The sequence below is a fragment of the Candidatus Sarcina troglodytae genome, from assembly GCF_015708635.1.
Lineage (GTDB): Bacteria > Bacillota > Clostridia > Clostridiales > Clostridiaceae > Sarcina > Sarcina ventriculi.
This window is the reverse complement of record NZ_CP051754.1, coordinates 86,285-110,238: the sequence shown is the minus strand read 5'-3', so window position 1 is coordinate 110,238 and position 23,954 is coordinate 86,285. Positions and strand designations below refer to the sequence as shown.

Genomic DNA, 23,954 nt, shown 5'->3' with positions numbered 1-23,954 from the left:
ATTTATGTAAATTTGATTAACATTTAAAAAAAATAAATACTATCTTAAATTGCAGATATAATTGCTTATATATCACACAGTTTAAGATAGTACTATTTAATTAGATAGAAATTTTGTCACATATGCTAATGATTGCTCCAAAATATCTTGTCCACTTTCCAATCCATTAATTTTTTCTTCTAAATTCTTTAAATTTTCATTAAGTCTATACAAATTATACTTCATATCATTCAATATTTTAACTTCGTAAGACACTTGCACTCCATCATCATCTATATAAACTTTTTCAGGAGGATTTCCACATTTAATGCATTTAAAAAATATATTTTCTCCTTCCGTGTCTTTAAATACTTTAAAAGTTTCATTGCTACATGAAGAACAATTGGATAGTATTGTGAAAATTTGCTTACTTCTTGATATCTCCCAAGTTTTATTACATTTAATGCACGTTAATTGCAACTTTTCTTCATTATCTCTTATATAAAAACAGTTGCTATCACATCCATCTTCTCTACATACTATTGTAGTTATCATCATTACACTACTGCAAAATTTTTAATTCTACAGCATCCTCCCCTCATTAAATTAATAATATTTTGAAAACTTTTATTAATTATTTAAAATTTCAAATGCCCATTTCATTTTTTAATTAATAAATTATCCCCAAATAATTTCTTCATATAAATTTTTATATTCATTTGCTGATTTGTGCCAACTATTATTTGAATTAATCGCTTGACTAATTATTGAGTTCCATGCATTTTTATCATTATAATAAAAATCCAATGCATAATTCATAATAAGTGATAAATCTTCTGCTTTATACTCTCTAAAACTAAATCCATTTCCAATTCCACTTATTTTATTATATGGTATAACTGTATCTTTTAGCCCACCAGTTTCTCTAACTATAGGAACTGTTCCATATCTTAAGGCTATAAGTTGTCCAAGACCACAAGGTTCAAACATTGATGGCATTAAAAACATGTCAGATCCTGCATAAATTCTATGAGCTAAAGCATTATCAAATGTTACATTGGCTGAAACTTTATCTCTGTATTTATCTTGTAAATATCTAAAATAATTTTCATACCTTTCTTCTCCAGTTCCTAATATAACCAATTGAGCTCCTCTTTCTAAAATTTGCTCAATAGAATTTATTATAAGATCAATCCCTTTTTGGTTAGTTAATCTCGAAACAATTGATATAACAGGTACATTATCATTAATAGGTAGTCCTAGAGAATATTGAAGATCCTTTTTATTTTCAGATTTATCATGTAAATTATATATGCCATATTTCTTACAAATATGAATATCTTCTGCTGGATTATATTCATTATAATCAATCCCATTTACTATACCTACTAAATCATTAGCTCTATATACTAGTAATCCCTCTAAATTTTCGCCATATTCTTTCGTTTTTATTTCTTCTGCATACGTCCTACTTACAGTTGAAATTTTATCTGAAAAATTTATTCCTCCTTTCATATAACTAACAGCCCCATTCAATTCTAGACTCATATTTTCATAAAGGTTATAGTCATAACCGAACAGTTCTGGAAGTACGCTTGGACTAAAATTACCTTGAAATAGTAAATTGTGAATGGAATAGACCGTTTTTATATTTGAATAAAAGCTATTTCTTAAATACTCTACCCTTAACATAACTGGTAACATTCCAGTTTGCCAATCATTACAATGAATAATATCAGGACACCAATTATGCTCTCCAATAAAATTTAAAATTGCTCTACTAAAAAAAGCAAATTTTTCTCCATCATCCAAGTGCCCATACATTTCATCCCTATTAAAATAATAATCATTACCTATAAAATAATAGATAACATTATCATAGGTATACTCAAAAACATCGCAATGTTGATTTCTCCATCCCACACGAACATTAAATGACCTTATATACACCATATCGTTAAAAAAATCTTGTCTTATATTTTTATATCTTGGTATTATGACCCTTGCATCAATATCTAAATTTCTTAATTCTTTAGGCAATGCACCCATAACATCTCCAAGTCCGCCACTTTTTATAAATGGATGTGCTTCTGATGCCGCAAATAAAACTCTCATAACAAAGCTCCTTTTATATATCTAATTTTCTTCTTTAAATTTATTATCTATAATTTTAACTTCATTTTCATCTAAACTAGTTAGTTCACTTTTACTAGTCAATGTTTCAGCTAAAATTTTTTCATCCTCAATTAACTCAGCACATTTTTTTATTACCAACACAGCCATAGGTGGTACTTTTAATAGCACTTTATATGGTTTCTCATTCCATGATTCATTTATAGATTTAAATTCTTCTTTCATTATTTGATCTGAACCTCCATAAGCAAGATTATCACTATTGAACACTTCCTTATAGATTCCTTTCTCATTAACTCCAACTCCAAAATCATAATATACAACTGGAGTAAAATTACAAATAAATATTAAAGTATCTTCTTTTTCTTTGCCTTTTCTCATAAATGTCAATATACTTTTTTCAGAATTATTAGCATCTATCCATTCAAATCCATCAACATCATAATCACATTCCCACAAAGCTTTGTTTTCCAGATAAAACTTATTTAAATCCTTAAAATAATTATGAATTTTATGATGTATATCATATTTTTCTATCACTTGCCATTGCAATTGTTGATTTTCTTGCCATTCAACAAATTGACCAAATTCACTTCCCATAAACAATAATTTTTTACCAGGATGTCCCATCATAAATGCTGAATATAACCTTAAACCAGCATACTTATTCCAATTATCTCCTGGCATTTTACCTATTAAAGAACCTTTTCCATGAACAACCTCATCATGAGAAATAGGTAATATAAACTTTTCTGAATAGTTATATACCATAGAAAAATTTAATTGATTATGATGATATTTCCTATATATAGGGTCTTTTTCTATATATCTTAAAGTATCATTCATCCACCCCATATTCCATTTAAAATCAAAAGCTAATCCCCCATCTTCAATTGATGCAGTAATTCCTTCCCAAGACGTTGACTCCTCAGCAATGGTTATCACACCCGGAAAATTGCTTTTTACCGTTTTATTAAAGTTCTTTAAAAAATCTATAGCTTCTAAATTTCCATTTTTCCCATATATATTAGGTTCCCACTCTCCATAATTTCTTCCATAATCTAAATAAAGCATATTAGATACAGCATCTACCCTTAATCCATCTACATGAAATTCATCTATCCAATAGCATGCATTAGATATTAAAAAACTTTTTACCTCTGGCCTTCCTAAATCAAAATTATTGGTTCCCCAACCCTTATTTTCTGATTTCCAACTTGCTCCATATTCATAGGTTGCAGTACCATCAAAATAAGCTAATCCATGTTCATCTTTGCAAAAGTGACCAGGTACCCAATCAAAAATTACCCCTATATCCTCTTTATGAAGATTATTAATTAAATTTTTTAATCCTTTAGCATCACCATACCTACTAGTAGGTGAATAATATCCTGTAATTTGATATCCCCAAGATTTATCTAATGGGTGTTCATTTACTGGCATAATTTCAACGTGAGTATAACCCATATCCTTAATATATTCAGGTAATATTTTGCTCAATTCATCGTAAGTTAAAAATTCCTTGTCATTTCTTTTCCATGAACCTAAATGCAGCTCATAAATATTCATAGGAGTTTCAAAATGATTTATTTTCCCCCTCCTATTCAACCACTTTTTATCTCCCCATCTATATTTAGATTCTTTAACCAGTATAGATGCTGTATCTGGACGCAATTCAGATTTAAATGCATAGGGATCTGCTTTTAAAACAGTCCATGTTTCATCTTCATTAGTAACAGCAAATTTATACTTCATACCTTCTTTTAAATCAGGTACAAATATACTCCATAAACCACTTTCATTTTGTCTTATCATCTCATATTCTTCTTTTTTTTCCCAATTAGAAAAATCTCCAACAACTATAACTTTACTGGCAGTTGGAGCCCATGTGGTAAACCTAAATCCCTTTTTTCTATTTTCTGTAACATAATGTGCCCCCATAAACTTATAACAACTCATATGGGTTCCCTCTTTAAAAAGATACTCATCTAAATCTGTTACAAAATTTTTAAAATTAACCGATTCATTACTAATAATATGTTTGTAATCATTAACTAACTTTTCTTTTATACACTTTTTGTCTGTTTTTTTATTTTTTAATTTCATTTTATCCTCATTAAAACTAACACTAATTTCATTTTTACAATTGATTAAATCATCATCCAACTCTACAATATTATTATTTTCAAATTGTGTTTTTTTCATATAAACCCCCATTTCTTACAACCATAAATTAGTTATTAAAGTATTTAGTTTAAAAAAATTATAGCATTATTTTAATTTAAAGTAAATATTTGCAATATTAATCAAAATAAAATACTTTTATTAATAAAAAATAGATAAAGCCTTAAAGGCTTTATCTATAACAGTTTGCATAAAAAAATTATTTACATGACTTGAATACTATCTAACTCTATAATTTGTTGTTCAATCAAATGTATTAATCTATCAACTTCTTTTGTGTCTTTATTAGCTAATACAAATCTTCTTTTCTTTAGTTTTAACTCTACTAATTCGTCTCGTAGCTCTTCTAACCCCACCATAACAAATACACTTCCTATCATAATATCTCTTTATGCATTTTATACCATTAAATAATCTTTATAATATACTTTTATTATACGTTAATTTCAACATAATTTACACACATATTTTATAATTTATTGCATAAAAAAAGAACTACTTAAATTAAAGTAGTTCTTTTTGGTGGAGGTAAAGAGATTCGAACTCTTGACCCCCTGCGTGCAAGGCAGGTGCTCTCCCAACTGAGCTATACCCCCAAATATGGTGGACCTTCAGGGACTCGAACCCCGGACCTACCGGTTATGAGCCGGTTGCTCTAACCAACTGAGCTAAAGATCCATAAACCTGGCAACCACTTACTCTCCCACACAGTCTCCCATGCAGTACCATCAGCCTCTAAAAGCTTAACCTTCGTGTTCGGAATGGAAACGGGTGTTACCTTAAAGAGCATTATCACCAGATAATTTGTAATATCAATTACATTTTTATTGTATAACAAATTAATTACCTTGTCAACACTTTTTTGTTTTTTTAATTACACTAAGTATTAACATAAAGTTAATTAGGTCAAGCCCTCGACCTATTAGTATCAGTCAGCTAAATATGTTACCATACTTACACCTCTGACCTATCAACCTTGTGTTCTTCAAGGGGTCTTACTAGCTTATGCTATGGGAAATCTCATCTTGAGGTGGGCTTCACGCTTAGATGCTTTCAGCGTTTATCCCTTCCCGACTTAGCTACCCAGCTGTGCTCCTGGCGGAACAACTGGTACACCAGAGGTCAGTCCATCCCGGTCCTCTCGTACTAAGGACAGCTCCTCTCAAATTTCCTACGCCCGCGACGGATAGGGACCGAACTGTCTCACGACGTTCTGAACCCAGCTCGCGTGCCGCTTTAATGGGCGAACAGCCCAACCCTTGGGACCTACTTCAGCCCCAGGATGCGACGAGCCGACATCGAGGTGCCAAACCTCCCCGTCGATGTGGACTCTTGGGGGAGATCAGCCTGTTATCCCCGAGGTAGCTTTTATCCGTTGAGCGATGGCCCTCCCACGAGGTACCACCGGATCACTAAGCCCGACTTTCGTCCCTGCTCCACTTGTGGGTGTCGCAGTCAGGCTCCCTTCTGCCTTTGCACTCTTCGAACGATTTCCGACCGTTCTGAGGGAACCTTTGGGCGCCTCCGTTACTTTTTAGGAGGCGACCGCCCCAGTCAAACTGCCCACCTAACAATGTCCTGTGACCAGATTCATGGCCGCCAGTTAGAACTTCAGTACTATCAGGGTGGTATCCCAACGTCGACTCCACTAAGGCTGACGCCCTAGTCTCTCAGTCTCCCACCTATCCTGTACAGACAATACCGAAATTCAATGCTAAGCTACAGTAAAGCTCTACGGGGTCTTTCCGTCCAATCGCGGGTAACCAGCATCTTCACTGGTACTACAACTTCGCCGGATTTGCAGTTGAGACAGTGCTCAAGTCATTACGCCATTCGTGCGGGTCAGAACTTACCTGACAAGGAATTTCGCTACCTTAGGACCGTTATAGTTACGGCCGCCGTTTACTGGGGCTTAAGTTCACACCTTCGCTTACGCTAAGTGTTCCCCTTAACCTTCCAGCACCGGGCAGGCGTCAGCCCCTATACATCAGCTTACGCTTTAGCAGAGACCTGTGTTTTTGCTAAACAGTTGCTTGAGCCTATTCTCTGCGGCCTACTCTCGTAGGCATCCCTTATTGCTAACTTACGGGATCAATTTGCCGAGTTCCTTAACTGCAATTCTTCCGCCGGCCTTAGGATTCTCTCCTCACCTACCTGTGTCGGTTTGCGGTACGGGCACTACTTCTCTCTCTAGACGCTTTTCTTGGCAGCGTGGAATCATGTACTTCGGTTCCGTAGAACCTTCCCCATAACATCTCATCATTATTACAACGGATTTGCCTATTGTAACTGACTAAATGCTTAGACTAGCATCCAATAGCTAGCACACACTATCCTCCTGCGTCACGCCATCGATAATAACGATGGTAGTGGTACTGGAATATCAACCAGTTGTCCATCACCTACGCCTTTCGGCCTCGGCTTAGGTCCCGACTAACCCTCAGCGGACGAGCCTTCCTGAGGAAACCTTAGGTATTCGGCCTGTAGGATTCTCACCTACATCTCGCTACTAATGCCAACATTCTCACTCGTAATCAGTCCACCACTCCTTACGGTATGACTTCAGCCCGATTACGACGCTCCTCTACCGCTTGAATAAATTCAAGCCCGTAGCTTCGGTGGTAAGTTTTAGCCCCGAACATCTTCGGCGCAGGATCTCTCGACTAGTGAGCTATTACGCACTCTTTTAATGAGTGGCTGCTTCTAAGCCAACATCCTAGTTGTCTTAGAAATCCCACATCCTTTTCCACTTAACTTACACTTTGGGACCTTAGCTGACGATCTGGGCTGTTTCCCTTTTGACCACGGATCTTATCATTCGTAGTCTGACTGCCGAACTTATAGTATATGGCATTCGGAGTTTGATAAGGTTCGGTAAGCGCTATGCCCCCTAGCCCATTCAGTGCTCTACCTCCATTACTCATATTCGACGCTAGCCCTAAAGCTATTTCGAGGAGAACCAGCTATCTCCGAGTTCGATTGGAATTTCTCCGCTATCCACAGCTCATCCCATGCTTTTTCAACAGCAACGTGGTTCGGTCCTCCACGAGGTTTTACCCTCGCTTCAACCTGGCCATGGATAGGTCACCCGGTTTCGGGTCTACGACATGCAACTAGTTGCCCTATTAAGACTTGGTTTCCCTTCGGCTCCGTACCTTAAGTACTTAACCTTGCTACATATCGTAACTCGTTGGCTCGTTCTACAAAAAGCACATCATCGCACACATAAGGTGCTTTGATCGGTTGTAGACATATGGTTTCAGGTTCTATTTCACTCCCCTCCCGGGGTTCTTTTCACCTTTCCCTCACGGTACTGCTTCACTATCGGTCATCAGGTAGTATTTAGCCTTGGGAGGTGGTCCTCCCTGCTTCCCACAAGGTTTCACGTGTCTCGTGGTACTCTGGATTAGAACTTGATTACTCTAACTTTCACTTACAGGACTATTACCTTCTACGGTAGAGCTTTCCAGCTCTCTTCAATTAGTTATAGTTTCTCGTTATGTTCTATCCACAACCCCGGAAACAAGTTTCCGGTTTGGGCTCTTTCCCTTTCGCTCGCCGCTACTTAGAAAATCGATTTTTCTTTCTCTTCCTCTAGGTACTTAGATGTTTCAGTTCCCTAGGTTTACCCTCGTTAACCTATTTATTCAGTTAACGATACATGGGGTTTCCCATGTGAGTTTCCTCATTCGGAAATCTTTGGATCTCAGACTATGTGCGTCTACCCAAAGCTTATCGCAGCTTATCACGTCCTTCATCGGCTCCTGATGCCAAGGCATTCACCATACGCCCTTTGTAGCTTGACCTTTGTTTCTATCTTTTAGATAGTTGCAATCAATTTTACAAAGAATAGTAAATTTAATTGGCTTTACTCTATTTATTAATACTTATGTGTAATTTTCAAAGAACATAATTTTGAAAGAACTTAGTCTTTCAAAATTAAACAGATATTTAAGAAGCATTCTTTATTATCATCTTAGTTTTCCTAAGATGTTCTTCCTTAGAAAGGAGGTGATCCAGCCGCAGGTTCTCCTACGGCTACCTTGTTACGACTTCACCCCAATCGCTGACCCTACCTTCGGCCGCTGCCTCCTTACGGTTAGCTTACGGACTTCGGGTATTGCCAACTCTCATGGTGTGACGGGCGGTGTGTACAAGACCCGGGAACGTATTCACCGCGACATTCTGATTCGCGATTACTAGCAACTCCAGCTTCATGTAGGCGAGTTTCAGCCTACAATCCGAACTGAGACAAGTTTTTGAGTTTTGCTCCACTTCACAGTATTGCTTCTCTTTGTACTTGCCATTGTAGCACGTGTGTAGCCCTAGACATAAGGGGCATGATGATTTGACGTCATCCCCACCTTCCTCCCGGTTAACCCGGGCAGTCTCGCTAGAGTGGTCAACTTAATGGTACCAACTAACAATAAGGGTTGCGCTCGTTGCGGGACTTAACCCAACATCTCACGACACGAGCTGACGACAACCATGCACCACCTGTGTTCCTGTTCCCGAAGGAACTTCCCACATTACTGGTAATTCAGGACATGTCAAGTCTAGGTAAGGTTCTTCGCGTTGCTTCGAATTAAACCACATGCTCCGCTGCTTGTGCGGGTCCCCGTCAATTCCTTTGAGTTTTAATCTTGCGACCGTACTCCCCAGGCGGAATACTTAATGCGTTAGCGGCGGCACAGAGGCTTGGGGCCCCTACACCTAGTATTCATCGTTTACGGCGTGGACTACCAGGGTATCTAATCCTGTTTGCTCCCCACGCTTTCGAGCCTCAGCGTCAGTTACAGTCCAGAGAATCGCCTTCGCCACTGGTGTTCTTCCTAATCTCTACGCATTTCACCGCTACACTAGGAATTCCATTCTCCTCTCCTGCACTCTAGATATCCAGTTTGGAATGCAGCTCCCAAGTTAAGCTCGGGTATTTCACATCCCACTTAAATATCCGCCTACGCTCCCTTTACGCCCAGTAAATCCGGATAACGCTTGCCACCTACGTATTACCGCGGCTGCTGGCACGTAGTTAGCCGTGGCTTCCTCCTTAGGTACCGTCATTATCGTCCCTAAAGACAGAGCTTTACAATCCGAAGACCTTCATCACTCACGCGGCGTTGCTGCATCAGGGTTTCCCCCATTGTGCAATATTCCCCACTGCTGCCTCCCGTAGGAGTCTGGACCGTGTCTCAGTTCCAATGTGGCCGATCACCCTCTCAGGTCGGCTACGCATCGTCGCCTTGGTGAGCCGTTACCTCACCAACTAGCTAATGCGCCGCGGGCCCATCTCATAGCGGATTGCTCCTTTGATTGTTAAAAGATGCCTTTCAACAATATTATGCGGTATTAATCTTCCTTTCGGAAGGCTATTCCCCTCTATGAGGCAGGTTGCCCACGTGTTACTCACCCGTCCGCCGCTAGAAAAGCTCCGAAGAACTTTTCTCGCTCGACTTGCATGTGTTAAGCACGCCGCCAGCGTTCATCCTGAGCCAGGATCAAACTCTCAAATTAAAATATACTAATTTCTTAGTTTTTATTTGAGTTTAATCTACTCATATTACTTATAAAAGAATTGCTGGTTTACTTAAATTATCTGTTTAATTTTCAAAGACCATTCTTTTTCTTTTTTCTTTGTCGCCCTCAAGCGACTTCTTTATCTTATCACTTTACTTAATCTTTGTCAATAACTTTTTTTATTTTTTTAATCAAATAAATATTAATACAATTTTTTTATTTTAATTCTTATTTTTTGGCTTTATTTAAAAATACTTTTAAATATTTATACAATCATTAATAATTCCCATAAAAAATAATTTTCACTAAATTATTTTAAAATTTACTTAACATACCTAATTACATATAATAAAATATATACATAAATTTTTATGGAGGTAAAATATGAAAAAAACAAATTATATGTTAATTATAGTATTGCCTTTAATGTGGTTACTATACTGTCTATTTGAATTTTTTAGTGGAAAAATATATTTATCTACTCTTATTTTTTTAACTATATTTCCATCATTAATTTTATTTATAATTAGTTTCTTATTGTTTAAGATTTCCAAATATTTTGAACATGGCTTATCTAAAAAATCTTTATTTTTTTTATCTCTAATTTTATTTATAATTGACCAAAGTGCAAAAATAATTATAAGAATTTTTTTCTTCAAAAAAAGCTTTTATATAATTCCTAATTTGTTATCTTTTAATCCAATTATAAATACCAAAGGTTCCTGGCTGAATGTGAGATTTAATATTAATATTAATTTCATTATGTTAATATTAATAAATTTTATTGCATTATTTTTATTTTATGAAATTTATAAATATTATAATAACTACTATAAAAAAAATTTTTTTGTTGATTTATGTTACATCTTTATCATAGCAGGATCTGCATGTTCTCTAATAGATAAAATTTTTTATGGAGGAAGCCTAGATTTTATTGGAATAAGTAACTTATTTATAGCTGATTTTAAAGATATTTATATAAATATGGCTATTTTTTTATTTATCACAATAACTTTTAATGAAAATAATAATAAAATTAAAGATTCAAGTATGCAAACAAAAAAAATTTCTCGCTTTATTATCGATGATATTAAAATAAATATTCTAAAAAAAAATAACTAATGTTACTATATTACACTAAATAATATAAAAATAAACCTCTATATAAAATATAGAGGTTTGGTGGCTCACCGGGGAATCGAACCCCGAACACCATGATTAAAAGTCATGTGCTCTACCGACTGAGCTAGTGAACCATATAAACCTGGCAACCACTTACTCTCCCACACAGTCTCCCATGCAGTACCATCAGCCTCTAAAAGCTTAACCTTCGTGTTCGGAATGGAAACGGGTGTTACCTTAAAGAGCATTATCACCAGATAATCATGTTATTTATATGAAAGATATATTCTCTCAAAATTACACTAAGCATTAACATAAAGTTAATTAGGTCAAGCCCTCGACCTATTAGTATCAGTCAGCTAAATATGTTACCATACTTACACCTCTGACCTATCAACCTTGTGTTCTTCAAGGGGTCTTACTAGCTTATGCTATGGGAAATCTCATCTTGAGGTGGGCTTCACGCTTAGATGCTTTCAGCGTTTATCCCTTCCCGACTTAGCTACCCAGCTGTGCTCCTGGCGGAACAACTGGTACACCAGAGGTCAGTCCATCCCGGTCCTCTCGTACTAAGGACAGCTCCTCTCAAATTTCCTACGCCCGCGACGGATAGGGACCGAACTGTCTCACGACGTTCTGAACCCAGCTCGCGTGCCGCTTTAATGGGCGAACAGCCCAACCCTTGGGACCTACTTCAGCCCCAGGATGCGACGAGCCGACATCGAGGTGCCAAACCTCCCCGTCGATGTGGACTCTTGGGGGAGATCAGCCTGTTATCCCCGAGGTAGCTTTTATCCGTTGAGCGATGGCCCTCCCACGAGGTACCACCGGATCACTAAGCCCGACTTTCGTCCCTGCTCCACTTGTGGGTGTCGCAGTCAGGCTCCCTTCTGCCTTTGCACTCTTCGAACGATTTCCGACCGTTCTGAGGGAACCTTTGGGCGCCTCCGTTACTTTTTAGGAGGCGACCGCCCCAGTCAAACTGCCCACCTAACAATGTCCTGTGACCAGATTCATGGCCGCCAGTTAGAACTTCAGTACTATCAGGGTGGTATCCCAACGTCGACTCCACTAAGGCTGACGCCCTAGTCTCTCAGTCTCCCACCTATCCTGTACAGACAATACCGAAATTCAATGCTAAGCTACAGTAAAGCTCTACGGGGTCTTTCCGTCCAATCGCGGGTAACCAGCATCTTCACTGGTACTACAACTTCGCCGGATTTGCAGTTGAGACAGTGCTCAAGTCATTACGCCATTCGTGCGGGTCAGAACTTACCTGACAAGGAATTTCGCTACCTTAGGACCGTTATAGTTACGGCCGCCGTTTACTGGGGCTTAAGTTCACACCTTCGCTTACGCTAAGTGTTCCCCTTAACCTTCCAGCACCGGGCAGGCGTCAGCCCCTATACATCAGCTTACGCTTTAGCAGAGACCTGTGTTTTTGCTAAACAGTTGCTTGAGCCTATTCTCTGCGGCCTACTCTCGTAGGCATCCCTTATTGCTAACTTACGGGATCAATTTGCCGAGTTCCTTAACTGCAATTCTTCCGCCGGCCTTAGGATTCTCTCCTCACCTACCTGTGTCGGTTTGCGGTACGGGCACTACTTCTCTCTCTAGACGCTTTTCTTGGCAGCGTGGAATCATGTACTTCGGTTCCGTAGAACCTTCCCCATAACATCTCATCATTATTACAACGGATTTGCCTATTGTAACTGACTAAATGCTTAGACTAGCATCCAATAGCTAGCACACACTATCCTCCTGCGTCACGCCATCGATAATAACGATGGTAGTGGTACTGGAATATCAACCAGTTGTCCATCACCTACGCCTTTCGGCCTCGGCTTAGGTCCCGACTAACCCTCAGCGGACGAGCCTTCCTGAGGAAACCTTAGGTATTCGGCCTGTAGGATTCTCACCTACATCTCGCTACTAATGCCAACATTCTCACTCGTAATCAGTCCACCACTCCTTACGGTATGACTTCAGCCCGATTACGACGCTCCTCTACCGCTTGAATAAATTCAAGCCCGTAGCTTCGGTGGTAAGTTTTAGCCCCGAACATCTTCGGCGCAGGATCTCTCGACTAGTGAGCTATTACGCACTCTTTTAATGAGTGGCTGCTTCTAAGCCAACATCCTAGTTGTCTTAGAAATCCCACATCCTTTTCCACTTAACTTACACTTTGGGACCTTAGCTGACGATCTGGGCTGTTTCCCTTTTGACCACGGATCTTATCATTCGTAGTCTGACTGCCGAACTTATAGTATATGGCATTCGGAGTTTGATAAGGTTCGGTAAGCGCTATGCCCCCTAGCCCATTCAGTGCTCTACCTCCATTACTCATATTCGACGCTAGCCCTAAAGCTATTTCGAGGAGAACCAGCTATCTCCGAGTTCGATTGGAATTTCTCCGCTATCCACAGCTCATCCCATGCTTTTTCAACAGCAACGTGGTTCGGTCCTCCACGAGGTTTTACCCTCGCTTCAACCTGGCCATGGATAGGTCACCCGGTTTCGGGTCTACGACATGCAACTAGTTGCCCTATTAAGACTTGGTTTCCCTTCGGCTCCGTACCTTAAGTACTTAACCTTGCTACATATCGTAACTCGTTGGCTCGTTCTACAAAAAGCACATCATCGCACACATAAGGTGCTTTGATCGGTTGTAGACATATGGTTTCAGGTTCTATTTCACTCCCCTCCCGGGGTTCTTTTCACCTTTCCCTCACGGTACTGCTTCACTATCGGTCATCAGGTAGTATTTAGCCTTGGGAGGTGGTCCTCCCTGCTTCCCACAAGGTTTCACGTGTCTCGTGGTACTCTGGATTAGAACTTGATTACTCTAACTTTCACTTACAGGACTATTACCTTCTACGGTAGAGCTTTCCAGCTCTCTTCAATTAGTTATAGTTTCTCGTTATGTTCTATCCACAACCCCGGAAACAAGTTTCCGGTTTGGGCTCTTTCCCTTTCGCTCGCCGCTACTTAGAAAATCGATTTTTCTTTCTCTTCCTCTAGGTACTTAGATGTTTCAGTTCCCTAGGTTTACCCTCGTTAACCTATTTATTCAGTTAACGATACATGGGGTTTCCCATGTGAGTTTCCTCATTCGGAAATCTTTGGATCTCAGACTATGTGCGTCTACCCAAAGCTTATCGCAGCTTATCACGTCCTTCGTCGGCTCCTGATGCCAAGGCATTCACCATACGCCCTTTGTAGCTTGACCTTTGTTTCTATCTTTTAGATAGTTGCAATCAATTTTACAAAGAATAGTAAATTTAATTGGCTTTACTCTATTTATTAATACTTATGTGTAATTTTCAAAGAACATAATTTTGAAAGAACTTAGTCTTTCAAAATTAAACAGATATTTAAGAAGCATTCTTTATTATCATCTTAGTTTTCCTAAGATGTTCTTCCTTAGAAAGGAGGTGATCCAGCCGCAGGTTCTCCTACGGCTACCTTGTTACGACTTCACCCCAATCGCTGACCCTACCTTCGGCCGCTGCCTCCTTACGGTTAGCTTACGGACTTCGGGTATTGCCAACTCTCATGGTGTGACGGGCGGTGTGTACAAGACCCGGGAACGTATTCACCGCGACATTCTGATTCGCGATTACTAGCAACTCCAGCTTCATGTAGGCGAGTTTCAGCCTACAATCCGAACTGAGACAAGTTTTTGAGTTTTGCTCCACTTCACAGTATTGCTTCTCTTTGTACCTGCCATTGTAGCACGTGTGTAGCCCTAGACATAAGGGGCATGATGATTTGACGTCATCCCCACCTTCCTCCCGGTTAACCCGGGCAGTCTCGCTAGAGTGGTCAACTTAATGGTACCAACTAACAATAAGGGTTGCGCTCGTTGCGGGACTTAACCCAACATCTCACGACACGAGCTGACGACAACCATGCACCACCTGTGTTCCTGTTCCCGAAGGAACTTCCCACATTACTGGTAATTCAGGACATGTCAAGTCTAGGTAAGGTTCTTCGCGTTGCTTCGAATTAAACCACATGCTCCGCTGCTTGTGCGGGTCCCCGTCAATTCCTTTGAGTTTTAATCTTGCGACCGTACTCCCCAGGCGGAATACTTAATGCGTTAGCGGCGGCACAGAGGCTTGGGGCCCCTACACCTAGTATTCATCGTTTACGGCGTGGACTACCAGGGTATCTAATCCTGTTTGCTCCCCACGCTTTCGAGCCTCAGCGTCAGTTACAGTCCAGAGAATCGCCTTCGCCACTGGTGTTCTTCCTAATCTCTACGCATTTCACCGCTACACTAGGAATTCCATTCTCCTCTCCTGCACTCTAGATATCCAGTTTGGAATGCAGCTCCCAAGTTAAGCTCGGGTATTTCACATCCCACTTAAATATCCGCCTACGCTCCCTTTACGCCCAGTAAATCCGGATAACGCTTGCCACCTACGTATTACCGCGGCTGCTGGCACGTAGTTAGCCGTGGCTTCCTCCTTAGGTACCGTCATTATCGTCCCTAAAGACAGAGCTTTACAATCCGAAGACCTTCATCACTCACGCGGCGTTGCTGCATCAGGGTTTCCCCCATTGTGCAATATTCCCCACTGCTGCCTCCCGTAGGAGTTTGGACCGTGTCTCAGTTCCAATGTGGCCGATCACCCTCTCAGGTCGGCTACGCATCGTCGCCTTGGTGAGCCGTTACCTCACCAACTAGCTAATGCGCCGCGGGCCCATCTCATAGCGGATTGCTCCTTTGATTGTTAAAAGATGCCTTTCAACAATATTATGCGGTATTAATCTTCCTTTCGGAAGGCTATCCCCCCCTATGAGGCAGGTTGCCCACGTGTTACTCACCCGTCCGCCGCTAGAAAAGCTCCGAAGAACTTTTCTCGCTCGACTTGCATGTGTTAAGCACGCCGCCAGCGTTCATCCTGAGCCAGGATCAAACTCTCAAATTAAAATATACTAATTTCTTAGTTTTTATTTGAGTTTAATCTACTCATATTACTTATAAAAGAATTGCTGGTTTACTTAAATTATCTGTTTAATTTTCAAAGACCATTCTTTTTCTTTTTTCTTTGTCGCCCTCAATCGACTTCTTTATCTTATCACTTTACTTAATCTTTGTCAACAACTTTTTAAATATTTTTATTATTTTCTTAAGAATAAATACTCTTATATTATGATTTAAATTTTATTCTACAAAATTATAAAAAGTTATTTATTGACATAACAAATTTTTTATTATATATTATCTTTAAATCATTATATTTCAAAATATTATTATAATTAGTTATAAAAGGAATTTTGATAATATTTGTATACACTTTTAATTTAATAGGAAAGGATGGTGAATTCTTAATTTTTTATAAAATTAAGATATATGTATGTTTGGATTATTTAAAAAAGATTTTCAATTAATAGCACCAGTGAGTGGAACAACAATGAACCTTTCAGAAGTTCCCGATGAAGTATTCGCAGGAAAAATGGCAGGAGATGGATTAGCAATAAATCCTACAGATGATGTGTTTGTTGCACCAGCTGATGGGGAATTAAATCTAATTTTTAAAACAAACCATGCATTCGCTCTAACATTAAGTAATGGTGTCGAATTATTAGTTCATATAGGAGTTGATACTGTTTCTCTAAATGGTGAAGGTTTTGAAAGGCTTATAGAGCCTGGAGTTAAAGTTAAGGCCGGAACTCCTATAATTAAAATAAATAAAGATTTTATACTAAGCAAAGGTTTCTCTCTTGCAACACCTCTATTAATAACTAATGTTGATGATTCTATAAAAGAGTTTAAAAATCTAATCGGAAAAACCGTTACAGGTGGACAGGATGTTGTGTTAACTTATAAAATTAAATAAATTAGTAAATAATAAAGAAATTCTTAAGATTTTTTCTTAAGAATTTTTCTTACATCACTAAATAATATAAAAATAAACCTCTATATATAGAATATAGAGGTTTGGTGGCTCACCGGGGAATCGAACCCCGGACACCATGATTAAAAGTCATGTGCTCTACCGACTGAGCTAGTGAACCATATAAACCTGGCAACCACTTACTCTCCCACACAGTCTCCCATGCAGTACCATCAGCCTCTAAAAGCTTAACCTTCGTGTTCGGAATGGAAACGGGTGTTACCTTAAAGAGCATTATCACCAGATAATCATGTTATTTATATGAAAGATATATTCTCTCAAAATTACACTAAGCATTAACATAAAGTTAATTAGGTCAAGCCCTCGACCTATTAGTATCAGTCAGCTAAATATGTTACCATACTTACACCTCTGACCTATCAACCTTGTGTTCTTCAAGGGGTCTTACTAGCTTATGCTATGGGAAATCTCATCTTGAGGTGGGCTTCACGCTTAGATGCTTTCAGCGTTTATCCCTTCCCGACTTAGCTACCCAGCTGTGCTCCTGGCGGAACAACTGGTACACCAGAGGTCAGTCCATCCCGGTCCTCTCGTACTAAGGACAGCTCCTCTCAAATTTCCTACGCCCGCGACGGATAGGGACCGAACTGTCTCACGACGTTCTGAACCCAGCTCGCGTGCCGCTTTAATGGGCGAACAGCCCAACCCTTGGGACCTACTTCAGCCCCAGGATGCGACGAGCCGACATCGAGGTGCCAAACCTCCCCGTCGATGTGGACTCTTGGGGGAGATCAGCCTGTTATCCCCGAGGTAGCTTTTATCCGTTGAGCGATGGCCCTCCCACGAGGTACCACCGGATCACTAAGCCCGACTTTCGTCCCTGCTCCACTTGTGGGTGTCGCAGTCAGGCTCCCTTCTGCCTTTGCACTCTTCGAACGATTTCCGACCGTTCTGAGGGAACCTTTGGGCGCCTCCGTTACTTTTTAGGAGGCGACCGCCCCAGTCAAACTGCCCACCTAACAATGTCCTGTGACCAGATTCATGGCCGCCAGTTAGAACTTCAGTACTATCAGGGTGGTATCCCAACGTCGACTCCACTAAGGCTGACGCCCTAGTCTCTCAGTCTCCCACCTATCCTGTACAGACAATACCGAAATTCAATGCTAAGCTACAGTAAAGCTCTACGGGGTCTTTCCGTCCAATCGCGGGTAACCAGCATCTTCACTGGTACTACAACTTCGCCGGATTTGCAGTTGAGACAGTGCTCAAGTCATTACGCCATTCGTGCGGGTCAGAACTTACCTGACAAGGAATTTCGCTACCTTAGGACCGTTATAGTTACGGCCGCCGTTTACTGGGGCTTAAGTTCACACCTTCGCTTACGCTAAGTGTTCCCCTTAACCTTCCAGCACCGGGCAGGCGTCAGCCCCTATACATCAGCTTACGCTTTAGCAGAGACCTGTGTTTTTGCTAAACAGTTGCTTGAGCCTATTCTCTGCGGCCTACTCTCATAGGCATCCCTTATTGCTAACTTACGGGATCAATTTGCCGAGTTCCTTAACTGCAATTCTTCCGCCGGCCTTAGGATTCTCTCCTCACCTACCTGTGTCGGTTTGCGGTACGGGCACTACTTCTCTCTCTAGACGCTTTTCTTGGCAGCGTGGAATCATGTACTTCGGTTCCGTAGAACCTTCCCCATAACATCTCATTATTATTACAACGGATTTGCCTATTGTAACTGACTAAATGCTTAGACTAGCATCCAATAGCTAGCACACACTATCCTCCTGCGTCACGCCATCGATAATAACGATGGTAGTGGTACTGGAATATCAACCAGTTGTCCATCACCTACGCCTTTCGGCCTCGGCTTAGGTCCCGACTAACCCTCAGCGGACGAGCCTTCCTGAGGAAACCTTAGGTATTCGGCCTGTAGGATTCTCACCTACATCTCGCTACTAATGCCAACATTCTCACTCGTAATCAGTCCACCACTCCTTACGGTATGACTTCAGCCCGATTACGACGCTCCTCTACCGCTTGAATAAATTCAAGCCCGTAGCTTCGGTGGTAAGTTTTAGCCCCGAACATCTTCGGCGCAGGATCTCTCGACTAGTGAGCTATTACGCACTCTTTTAATGAGTGGCTGCTTCTAAGCCAACATCCTAGTTGTCTTAGAAATCCCACATCCTTTTCCACTTAACTTACACTTTGGGACCTTAGCTGACGATCTGGGCTGTTTCCCTTTTGACCACGGATCTTATCATTCGTAGTCTGACTGCCGAACTTATAGTATATGGCATTCGGAGTTTGATAAGGTTCGGTAAGCACTATGCCCCCTAGCCCATTCAGTGCTCTACCTCCATTACTCATATTCGACGCTAGCCCTAAAGCTATTTCGAGGAGAACCAGCTATCTCCGAGTTCGATTGGAATTTCTCCGCTATCCACAGCTCATCCCATGCTTTTTCAACAGCAACGTGGTTCGGTCCTCCACGAGGTTTTACCCTCGCTTCAACCTGGCCATGGATAGGTCACCCGGTTTCGGGTCTACGACATGCAACTAGTTGCCCTATTAAGACTTGGTTTCCCTTCGGCTCCGTACCTTAAGTACTTAACCTTGCTACATATCGTAACTCGTTGGCTCGTTCTACAAAAAGCACATCATCGCACACATAAGGTGCTTTGATCGGTTGTAGACATATGGTTTCAGGTTCTATTTCACTCCCCTCCCGGGGTTCTTTTCACCTTTCCCTCACGGTACTGCTTCACTATCGGTCATCAGGTAGTATTTAGCCTTGGGAGGTGGTCCTCCCTGCTTCCCACAAGGTTTCACGTGTCTCGTGGTACTCTGGATTAGAACTTGATTACTCTAACTTTCACTTACAGGACTATTACCTTCTACGGTAGAGCTTTCCAGCTCTCTTCAATTAGTTATAGTTTCTCGTTATGTTCTATCCACAACCCCGGAAACAAGTTTCCGGTTTGGGCTCTTTCCCTTTCGCTCGCCGCTACTTAGAAAATCGATTTTTCTTTCTCTTCCTCTAGGTACTTAGATGTTTCAGTTCCCTAGGTTTACCCTCGTTAACCTATTTATTCAGTTAACGATACATGGGGTTTCCCATGTGAGTTTCCTCATTCGGAAATCTTTGGATCTCAGACTATGTGCGTCTACCCAAAGCTTATCGCAGCTTATCACGTCCTTCATCGGCTCCTGATGCCAAGGCATTCACCATACGCCCTTTGTAGCTTGACCTTTGTTTCTATCTTTTAGATAGTTGCAATCAATTTTACAAAGAATAGTAAATTTAATTGGCTTTACTCTATTTATTAATACTTATGTGTAATTTTCAAAGAACATAATTTTGAAAGAACTTAGTCTTTCAAAATTAAACAGATATTTAAGAAGCATTCTTTATTATCATCTTAGTTTTCCTAAGATGTTCTTCCTTAGAAAGGAGGTGATCCAGCCGCAGGTTCTCCTACGGCTACCTTGTTACGACTTCACCCCAATCGCTGACCCTACCTTCGGCCGCTGCCTCCTTACGGTTAGCTTACGGACTTCGGGTATTGCCAACTCTCATGGTGTGACGGGCGGTGTGTACAAGACCCGGGAACGTATTCACCGCGACATTCTGATTCGCGATTACTAGCAACTCCAGCTTCATGTAGGCGAGTTTCAGCCTACAATCCGAACTGAGACAAGTTTTTGAGTTTTGCTCCACTTCACAGTATTGCTTCTCTTTGTACTTGCCATTGTAGCACGTGTGTAGCCCTAGACATAAGGGGCATGATGATTTGACGTCATCCCCACCTTCCTCCCGGTTAACCCGGGCAGTCTCGCTAGAGTGGTCAACTTAATGGTACCAACTAACAATAAGGGTTGCGCTCGTTGCGGGACTTAACCCAACATCTCACGACACGAGCTGACGACAACCATGCACCACCTGTGTTCCTGTTCCCGAAGGAACTTCCCACATTACTGGTAATTCAGGACATGTCAAGTCTAGGTAAGGTTCTTCGCGTTGCTTCGAATTAAACCACATGCTCCGCTGCTTGTGCGGGTCCCCGTCAATTCCTTTGAGTTTTAATCTTGCGACCGTACTCCCCAGGCGGAATACTTAATGCGTTAGCGGCGGCACAGAGGCTTGGGGCCCCTACACCTAGTATTCATCGTTTACGGCGTGGACTACCAGGGTATCTAATCCTGTTTGCTCCCCACGCTTTCGAGCCTCAGCGTCAGTTACAGTCCAGAGAATCGCCTTCGCCACTGGTGTTCTTCCTAATCTCTACGCATTTCACCGCTACACTAGGAATTCCATTCTCCTCTCCTGCACTCTAGATATCCAGTTTGGAATGCAGCTCCCAAGTTAAGCTCGGGTATTTCACATCCCACTTAAATATCCGCCTACGCTCCCTTTACGCCCAGTAAATCCGGATAACGCTTGCCACCTACGTATTACCGCGGCTGCTGGCACGTAGTTAGCCGTGGCTTCCTCCTTAGGTACCGTCATTATCGTCCCTAAAGACAGAGCTTTACAATCCGAAGACCTTCATCACTCACGCGGCGTTGCTGCATCAGGGTTTCCCCCATTGTGCAATATTCCCCACTGCTGCCTCCCGTAGGAGTCTGGACCGTGTCTCAGTTCCAATGTGGCCGATCACCCTCTCAGGTCGGCTACGCATCGTCGCCTTGGTGAGCCGTTACCTCACCAACTAGCTAATGCGCCGCGGGCCCATCTCATAGCGGATTGCTCCTTTGATTATTAAAAGATGCCTTTCAACAATATTATGCGGTATTAATCTTCCTTTCGGAAGGCTATTCCCCTCTATGAGGCAGGTTGCCCACGTGTTACTCACCCGTCCGCCGCTAGAAAAACTCCGAAGAACTTTTCTCGCTCGACTTGCATGTGTTAAGCACGCCGCCAGCGTTCATCCTGAGCCAGGATCAAACTCTCAAATTAAAATATACTAATTTCTTAGTTATTATTTGAGTTTAATCTACTCATATTACTTATAAAAGAATTGCTGGTTTACTTAAATTATCTGTTTAATTTTCAAAGACCATTGTTTTTCTTTTTTCTTTGCCGCCCTCAAGCGACTTTCTTAGTTTAACATTTGATTAAACATTTGTCAACAAGTTTTTTAATTTTTTATTTTCAAACTTCATTAATTAAATAATCCTTGCGACAGGTGTTATCTTACCATATAAAACTCATTTAAAGTTTTTATTACTTACCTCATTATCTAAAATTATTTTACTTTTACTAAGTAATATTTCTATTTTCTCTATATTTTATTCATCGACACGCCAGGTATAGTATATTTTATTTTTTATAATATTAACTATAATACAATACTATAAAATATCACCTAGATAAAAACTTTCTTTATTCCATCTTTATTTTTAGATATCTAAATATAATTATTAATTTTATATCACATTAAAAATAATATTTTAAAACAACGTATTTCTAAATTTTTATTATAAAAAAATAGAGACTATGAATTAATACAGTCTCTATTAAAAATAATAAATATTTTTTCTCCCATATACTATATAAAATTATTAATATTTTATATAGTAATCACTTTAAATTTAACCCTAAATCTTTTATTAACTTTTTATCATCTTTTATCTTGTTTCCACATGTCGTTAATAAGTTTCCTGTAATCGTTGCGTTAGCCCCTCCCCTAAATGCTCTTTCTCCAAATCTTTTAAGATAATTCCTGCCTGCTGCAAGTCTTATTTGCGCTTTAGGGTTTACTAATCTAAATATAGCTATAGTTTTTAATATTTCCTCTTCAGTTAAACTATCCACATTTTCTAATGGCGTTCCTTTAATAGGCATAAGAACATTTATAGGAATTGATACAACTCCTAATTCTCTAAGTTCTATAGCCATGTCTACTCTATCCTCTCTTGTTTCTCCCATTCCTATTATTCCACCTGAACATATTTCAAGCCCAACTTCTTTTGCGCATTCTATTGTTTTTATTCTTTCCTCATAAGTATGCGTTGAACATATATCGCCATAATAATTTTTTGATGTTTCAACATTGTGATGATATCTTCTTACTCCACTTTCTCTTAACGCTTCTAAAGCTTTTTTATCTATAATTCCATGTGAAGCACATAAATTTATAAAAGTATCTTTATTTAATTTTTTATAATAATCTAATACCCTGACAAACTCTTCTCCATTTAATCCTCTTCCTGAGGTCACAATTGAAAATCTATTTACTCCCTCATTTTGATTTTCTAAAACACTATCTAATATGGTTTCATAATCTACTAAGCCATATTCACTTATCCCTGTATCAAAATAAACTGACTGAGCACAGTATTTGCAATGTTCTGAACACTTTCCACTTTTGCCATTTATTATAGAACATAAATCCACAGTATCTCCTACAAATATTTCTCTTATTTCATCAGCTATTTTTAATAATTCATCTAAATTTTTATCATAAAGTTTTAGTGCTTCATTCTTACTTATTTTATATCCACTTATAATATCTTGTTTTAACTTCTTCATTAGTTTAACAAACTCCTTTAATCCAAAATACCATTAATTATTCCTGATTTATTAAGTTTCCTAATTATATTAGGAGCTATTATACTTATTATTACACTTAAAAATATATCTCCTGGTAAAAATGGAACAGTTCCAACTAATATAGATTGTCCAATTGTCATTGTTGCTCCTAAATATAAATTTTCAATAAACATAAGATATATAACACCAAAAGCATATATAACAATTAATCCTATTGTAACTGATATAAATACACTTACAAAATTTATTTTTTTAATTTTATACATTATTAATCCTATTATATATGCACCTACTATAAACCCTATCAAGTATCCAAAAGTAGGCTCAAATATGTATTGTGGTCCCCCACCTTTTGTAAACACCGGTATACCTATCAATCCTATGCCTACATATACAAGTTGTGCTATCATCCCATTTTTTTTCCCTAAAATTATCGCTCCCATAGCACAAAATAAATATTGTAATGTAAAAGGAACATATGGCAATGGAATTCTTATAAACGCTCCTATTGCAGTAAGGGCCGCAAAAAAAGATATTAATACTAGTTCTTTAGTTGTGATCTTCATTTATTTTCCTCCTAATTGTTTATTTTT

Annotated in this window: 8 protein-coding genes, 4 tRNA genes and 9 rRNA genes; 2 read left to right on the top strand and 19 right to left on the bottom strand. The window is 39.7% G+C overall.

All coding sequences use genetic code 11. From position 1 onward, the window contains the following. Positions 1-96: 96 nt before the first annotated feature. The 9 genes from HH195_RS00550 to HH195_RS00510 all read right to left on the bottom strand — a co-directional run bounded on the left by HH195_RS00550 (position 97) and on the right by HH195_RS00510 (position 9,810). Positions 97-537, bottom strand: a complete 441-nt coding sequence (locus HH195_RS00550; protein ID WP_243278511.1) for a hypothetical protein — start codon at positions 535-537, stop codon at positions 97-99. A 120-nt stretch (positions 538-657) separates the two neighbouring features. Beyond that, positions 658-2,094, bottom strand: coding sequence for a glycogen synthase GlgA (glgA, locus tag HH195_RS00545; RefSeq protein ID WP_196371193.1), 1,437 nt, complete (start codon positions 2,092-2,094; stop codon positions 658-660). Between the two features lie 21 nt (positions 2,095-2,115). Further along, positions 2,116-4,218: a 1,4-alpha-glucan branching protein GlgB gene (gene glgB / locus HH195_RS00540; RefSeq protein WP_196371863.1), complete on the bottom strand. Its 2,103-nt coding sequence runs from the start codon at positions 4,216-4,218 to the stop codon at positions 2,116-2,118. A 281-nt stretch (positions 4,219-4,499) separates the two neighbouring features. Continuing rightward, on the bottom strand, positions 4,500-4,655 hold the full coding sequence (locus HH195_RS00535; protein ID WP_196371192.1) for a hypothetical protein: 156 nt from the start codon (positions 4,653-4,655) through the stop codon (positions 4,500-4,502). Between the two features lie 161 nt (positions 4,656-4,816). Next, positions 4,817-4,892, bottom strand: a tRNA-Ala gene (locus HH195_RS00530). Between the two features lie 5 nt (positions 4,893-4,897). Then, positions 4,898-4,974 (bottom strand) — tRNA-Ile (locus HH195_RS00525). A 4-nt stretch (positions 4,975-4,978) separates the two neighbouring features. Further along, positions 4,979-5,096 (bottom strand): 5S ribosomal RNA (gene rrf, locus HH195_RS00520). A 102-nt stretch (positions 5,097-5,198) separates the two neighbouring features. After that, a 23S ribosomal RNA gene (locus HH195_RS00515) occupies positions 5,199-8,102 on the bottom strand. Positions 8,103-8,300: 198 nt separating this feature from the next. Next, positions 8,301-9,810 (bottom strand): 16S ribosomal RNA (locus tag HH195_RS00510). 387 nt (positions 9,811-10,197) lie between these two features. Between HH195_RS00510 and HH195_RS00505 the strand changes: the two genes are divergently transcribed. Beyond that, a complete protein-coding gene (locus HH195_RS00505) occupies positions 10,198-10,935 on the top strand; it encodes a signal peptidase II (RefSeq protein ID WP_196371191.1) in 738 nt (245 codons plus the stop codon). 58 nt (positions 10,936-10,993) lie between these two features. On the opposite strand, the gene HH195_RS00500 is transcribed toward HH195_RS00505, so the two are convergent. The 4 genes from HH195_RS00500 to HH195_RS00485 all read right to left on the bottom strand — a co-directional run bounded on the left by HH195_RS00500 (position 10,994) and on the right by HH195_RS00485 (position 15,872). Continuing rightward, positions 10,994-11,069 (bottom strand) — tRNA-Lys (locus HH195_RS00500). A gap of 6 nt (positions 11,070-11,075) precedes the next feature. After that, positions 11,076-11,193 (bottom strand): 5S ribosomal RNA (gene rrf / locus HH195_RS00495). Positions 11,194-11,260: 67 nt separating this feature from the next. Continuing rightward, positions 11,261-14,164, bottom strand: a 23S ribosomal RNA gene (locus HH195_RS00490). 198 nt (positions 14,165-14,362) lie between these two features. Continuing rightward, positions 14,363-15,872 (bottom strand): 16S ribosomal RNA (locus HH195_RS00485). Positions 15,873-16,301: 429 nt separating this feature from the next. On the opposite strand from HH195_RS00485, the gene HH195_RS00480 reads away from it, so the two are divergent. Beyond that, a complete protein-coding gene (locus HH195_RS00480) occupies positions 16,302-16,784 on the top strand; it encodes a PTS sugar transporter subunit IIA (RefSeq protein WP_196371190.1) in 483 nt (160 codons plus the stop codon). A gap of 102 nt (positions 16,785-16,886) precedes the next feature. Here the strand turns inward: HH195_RS00480 and HH195_RS00475 are convergent. The 6 genes from HH195_RS00475 to HH195_RS00450 form a co-directional block, all read right to left on the bottom strand. After that, positions 16,887-16,962 (bottom strand) — tRNA-Lys (locus HH195_RS00475). A gap of 6 nt (positions 16,963-16,968) precedes the next feature. Next, a 5S ribosomal RNA gene (rrf, locus tag HH195_RS00470) occupies positions 16,969-17,086 on the bottom strand. A gap of 67 nt (positions 17,087-17,153) precedes the next feature. Next, a 23S ribosomal RNA gene (locus tag HH195_RS00465) occupies positions 17,154-20,057 on the bottom strand. A gap of 198 nt (positions 20,058-20,255) precedes the next feature. Next, a 16S ribosomal RNA gene (locus HH195_RS00460) occupies positions 20,256-21,765 on the bottom strand. The 16S, 23S and 5S rRNA genes sit together here with 4 tRNA genes alongside, the layout of an rRNA operon. Before the next feature lie 624 nt (positions 21,766-22,389). Next, positions 22,390-23,340, bottom strand: a complete 951-nt coding sequence (gene bioB / locus HH195_RS00455) for a biotin synthase BioB (protein ID WP_196371189.1) — start codon at positions 23,338-23,340, stop codon at positions 22,390-22,392. Between the two features lie 17 nt (positions 23,341-23,357). Beyond that, the gene (locus tag HH195_RS00450) at positions 23,358-23,927 is read right to left on the bottom strand and encodes a biotin transporter BioY (protein WP_196371188.1); all 570 of its coding nucleotides are present in this window, start codon (positions 23,925-23,927) and stop codon (positions 23,358-23,360) included. Between the last annotated feature and the right edge of the window lie 27 nt (positions 23,928-23,954).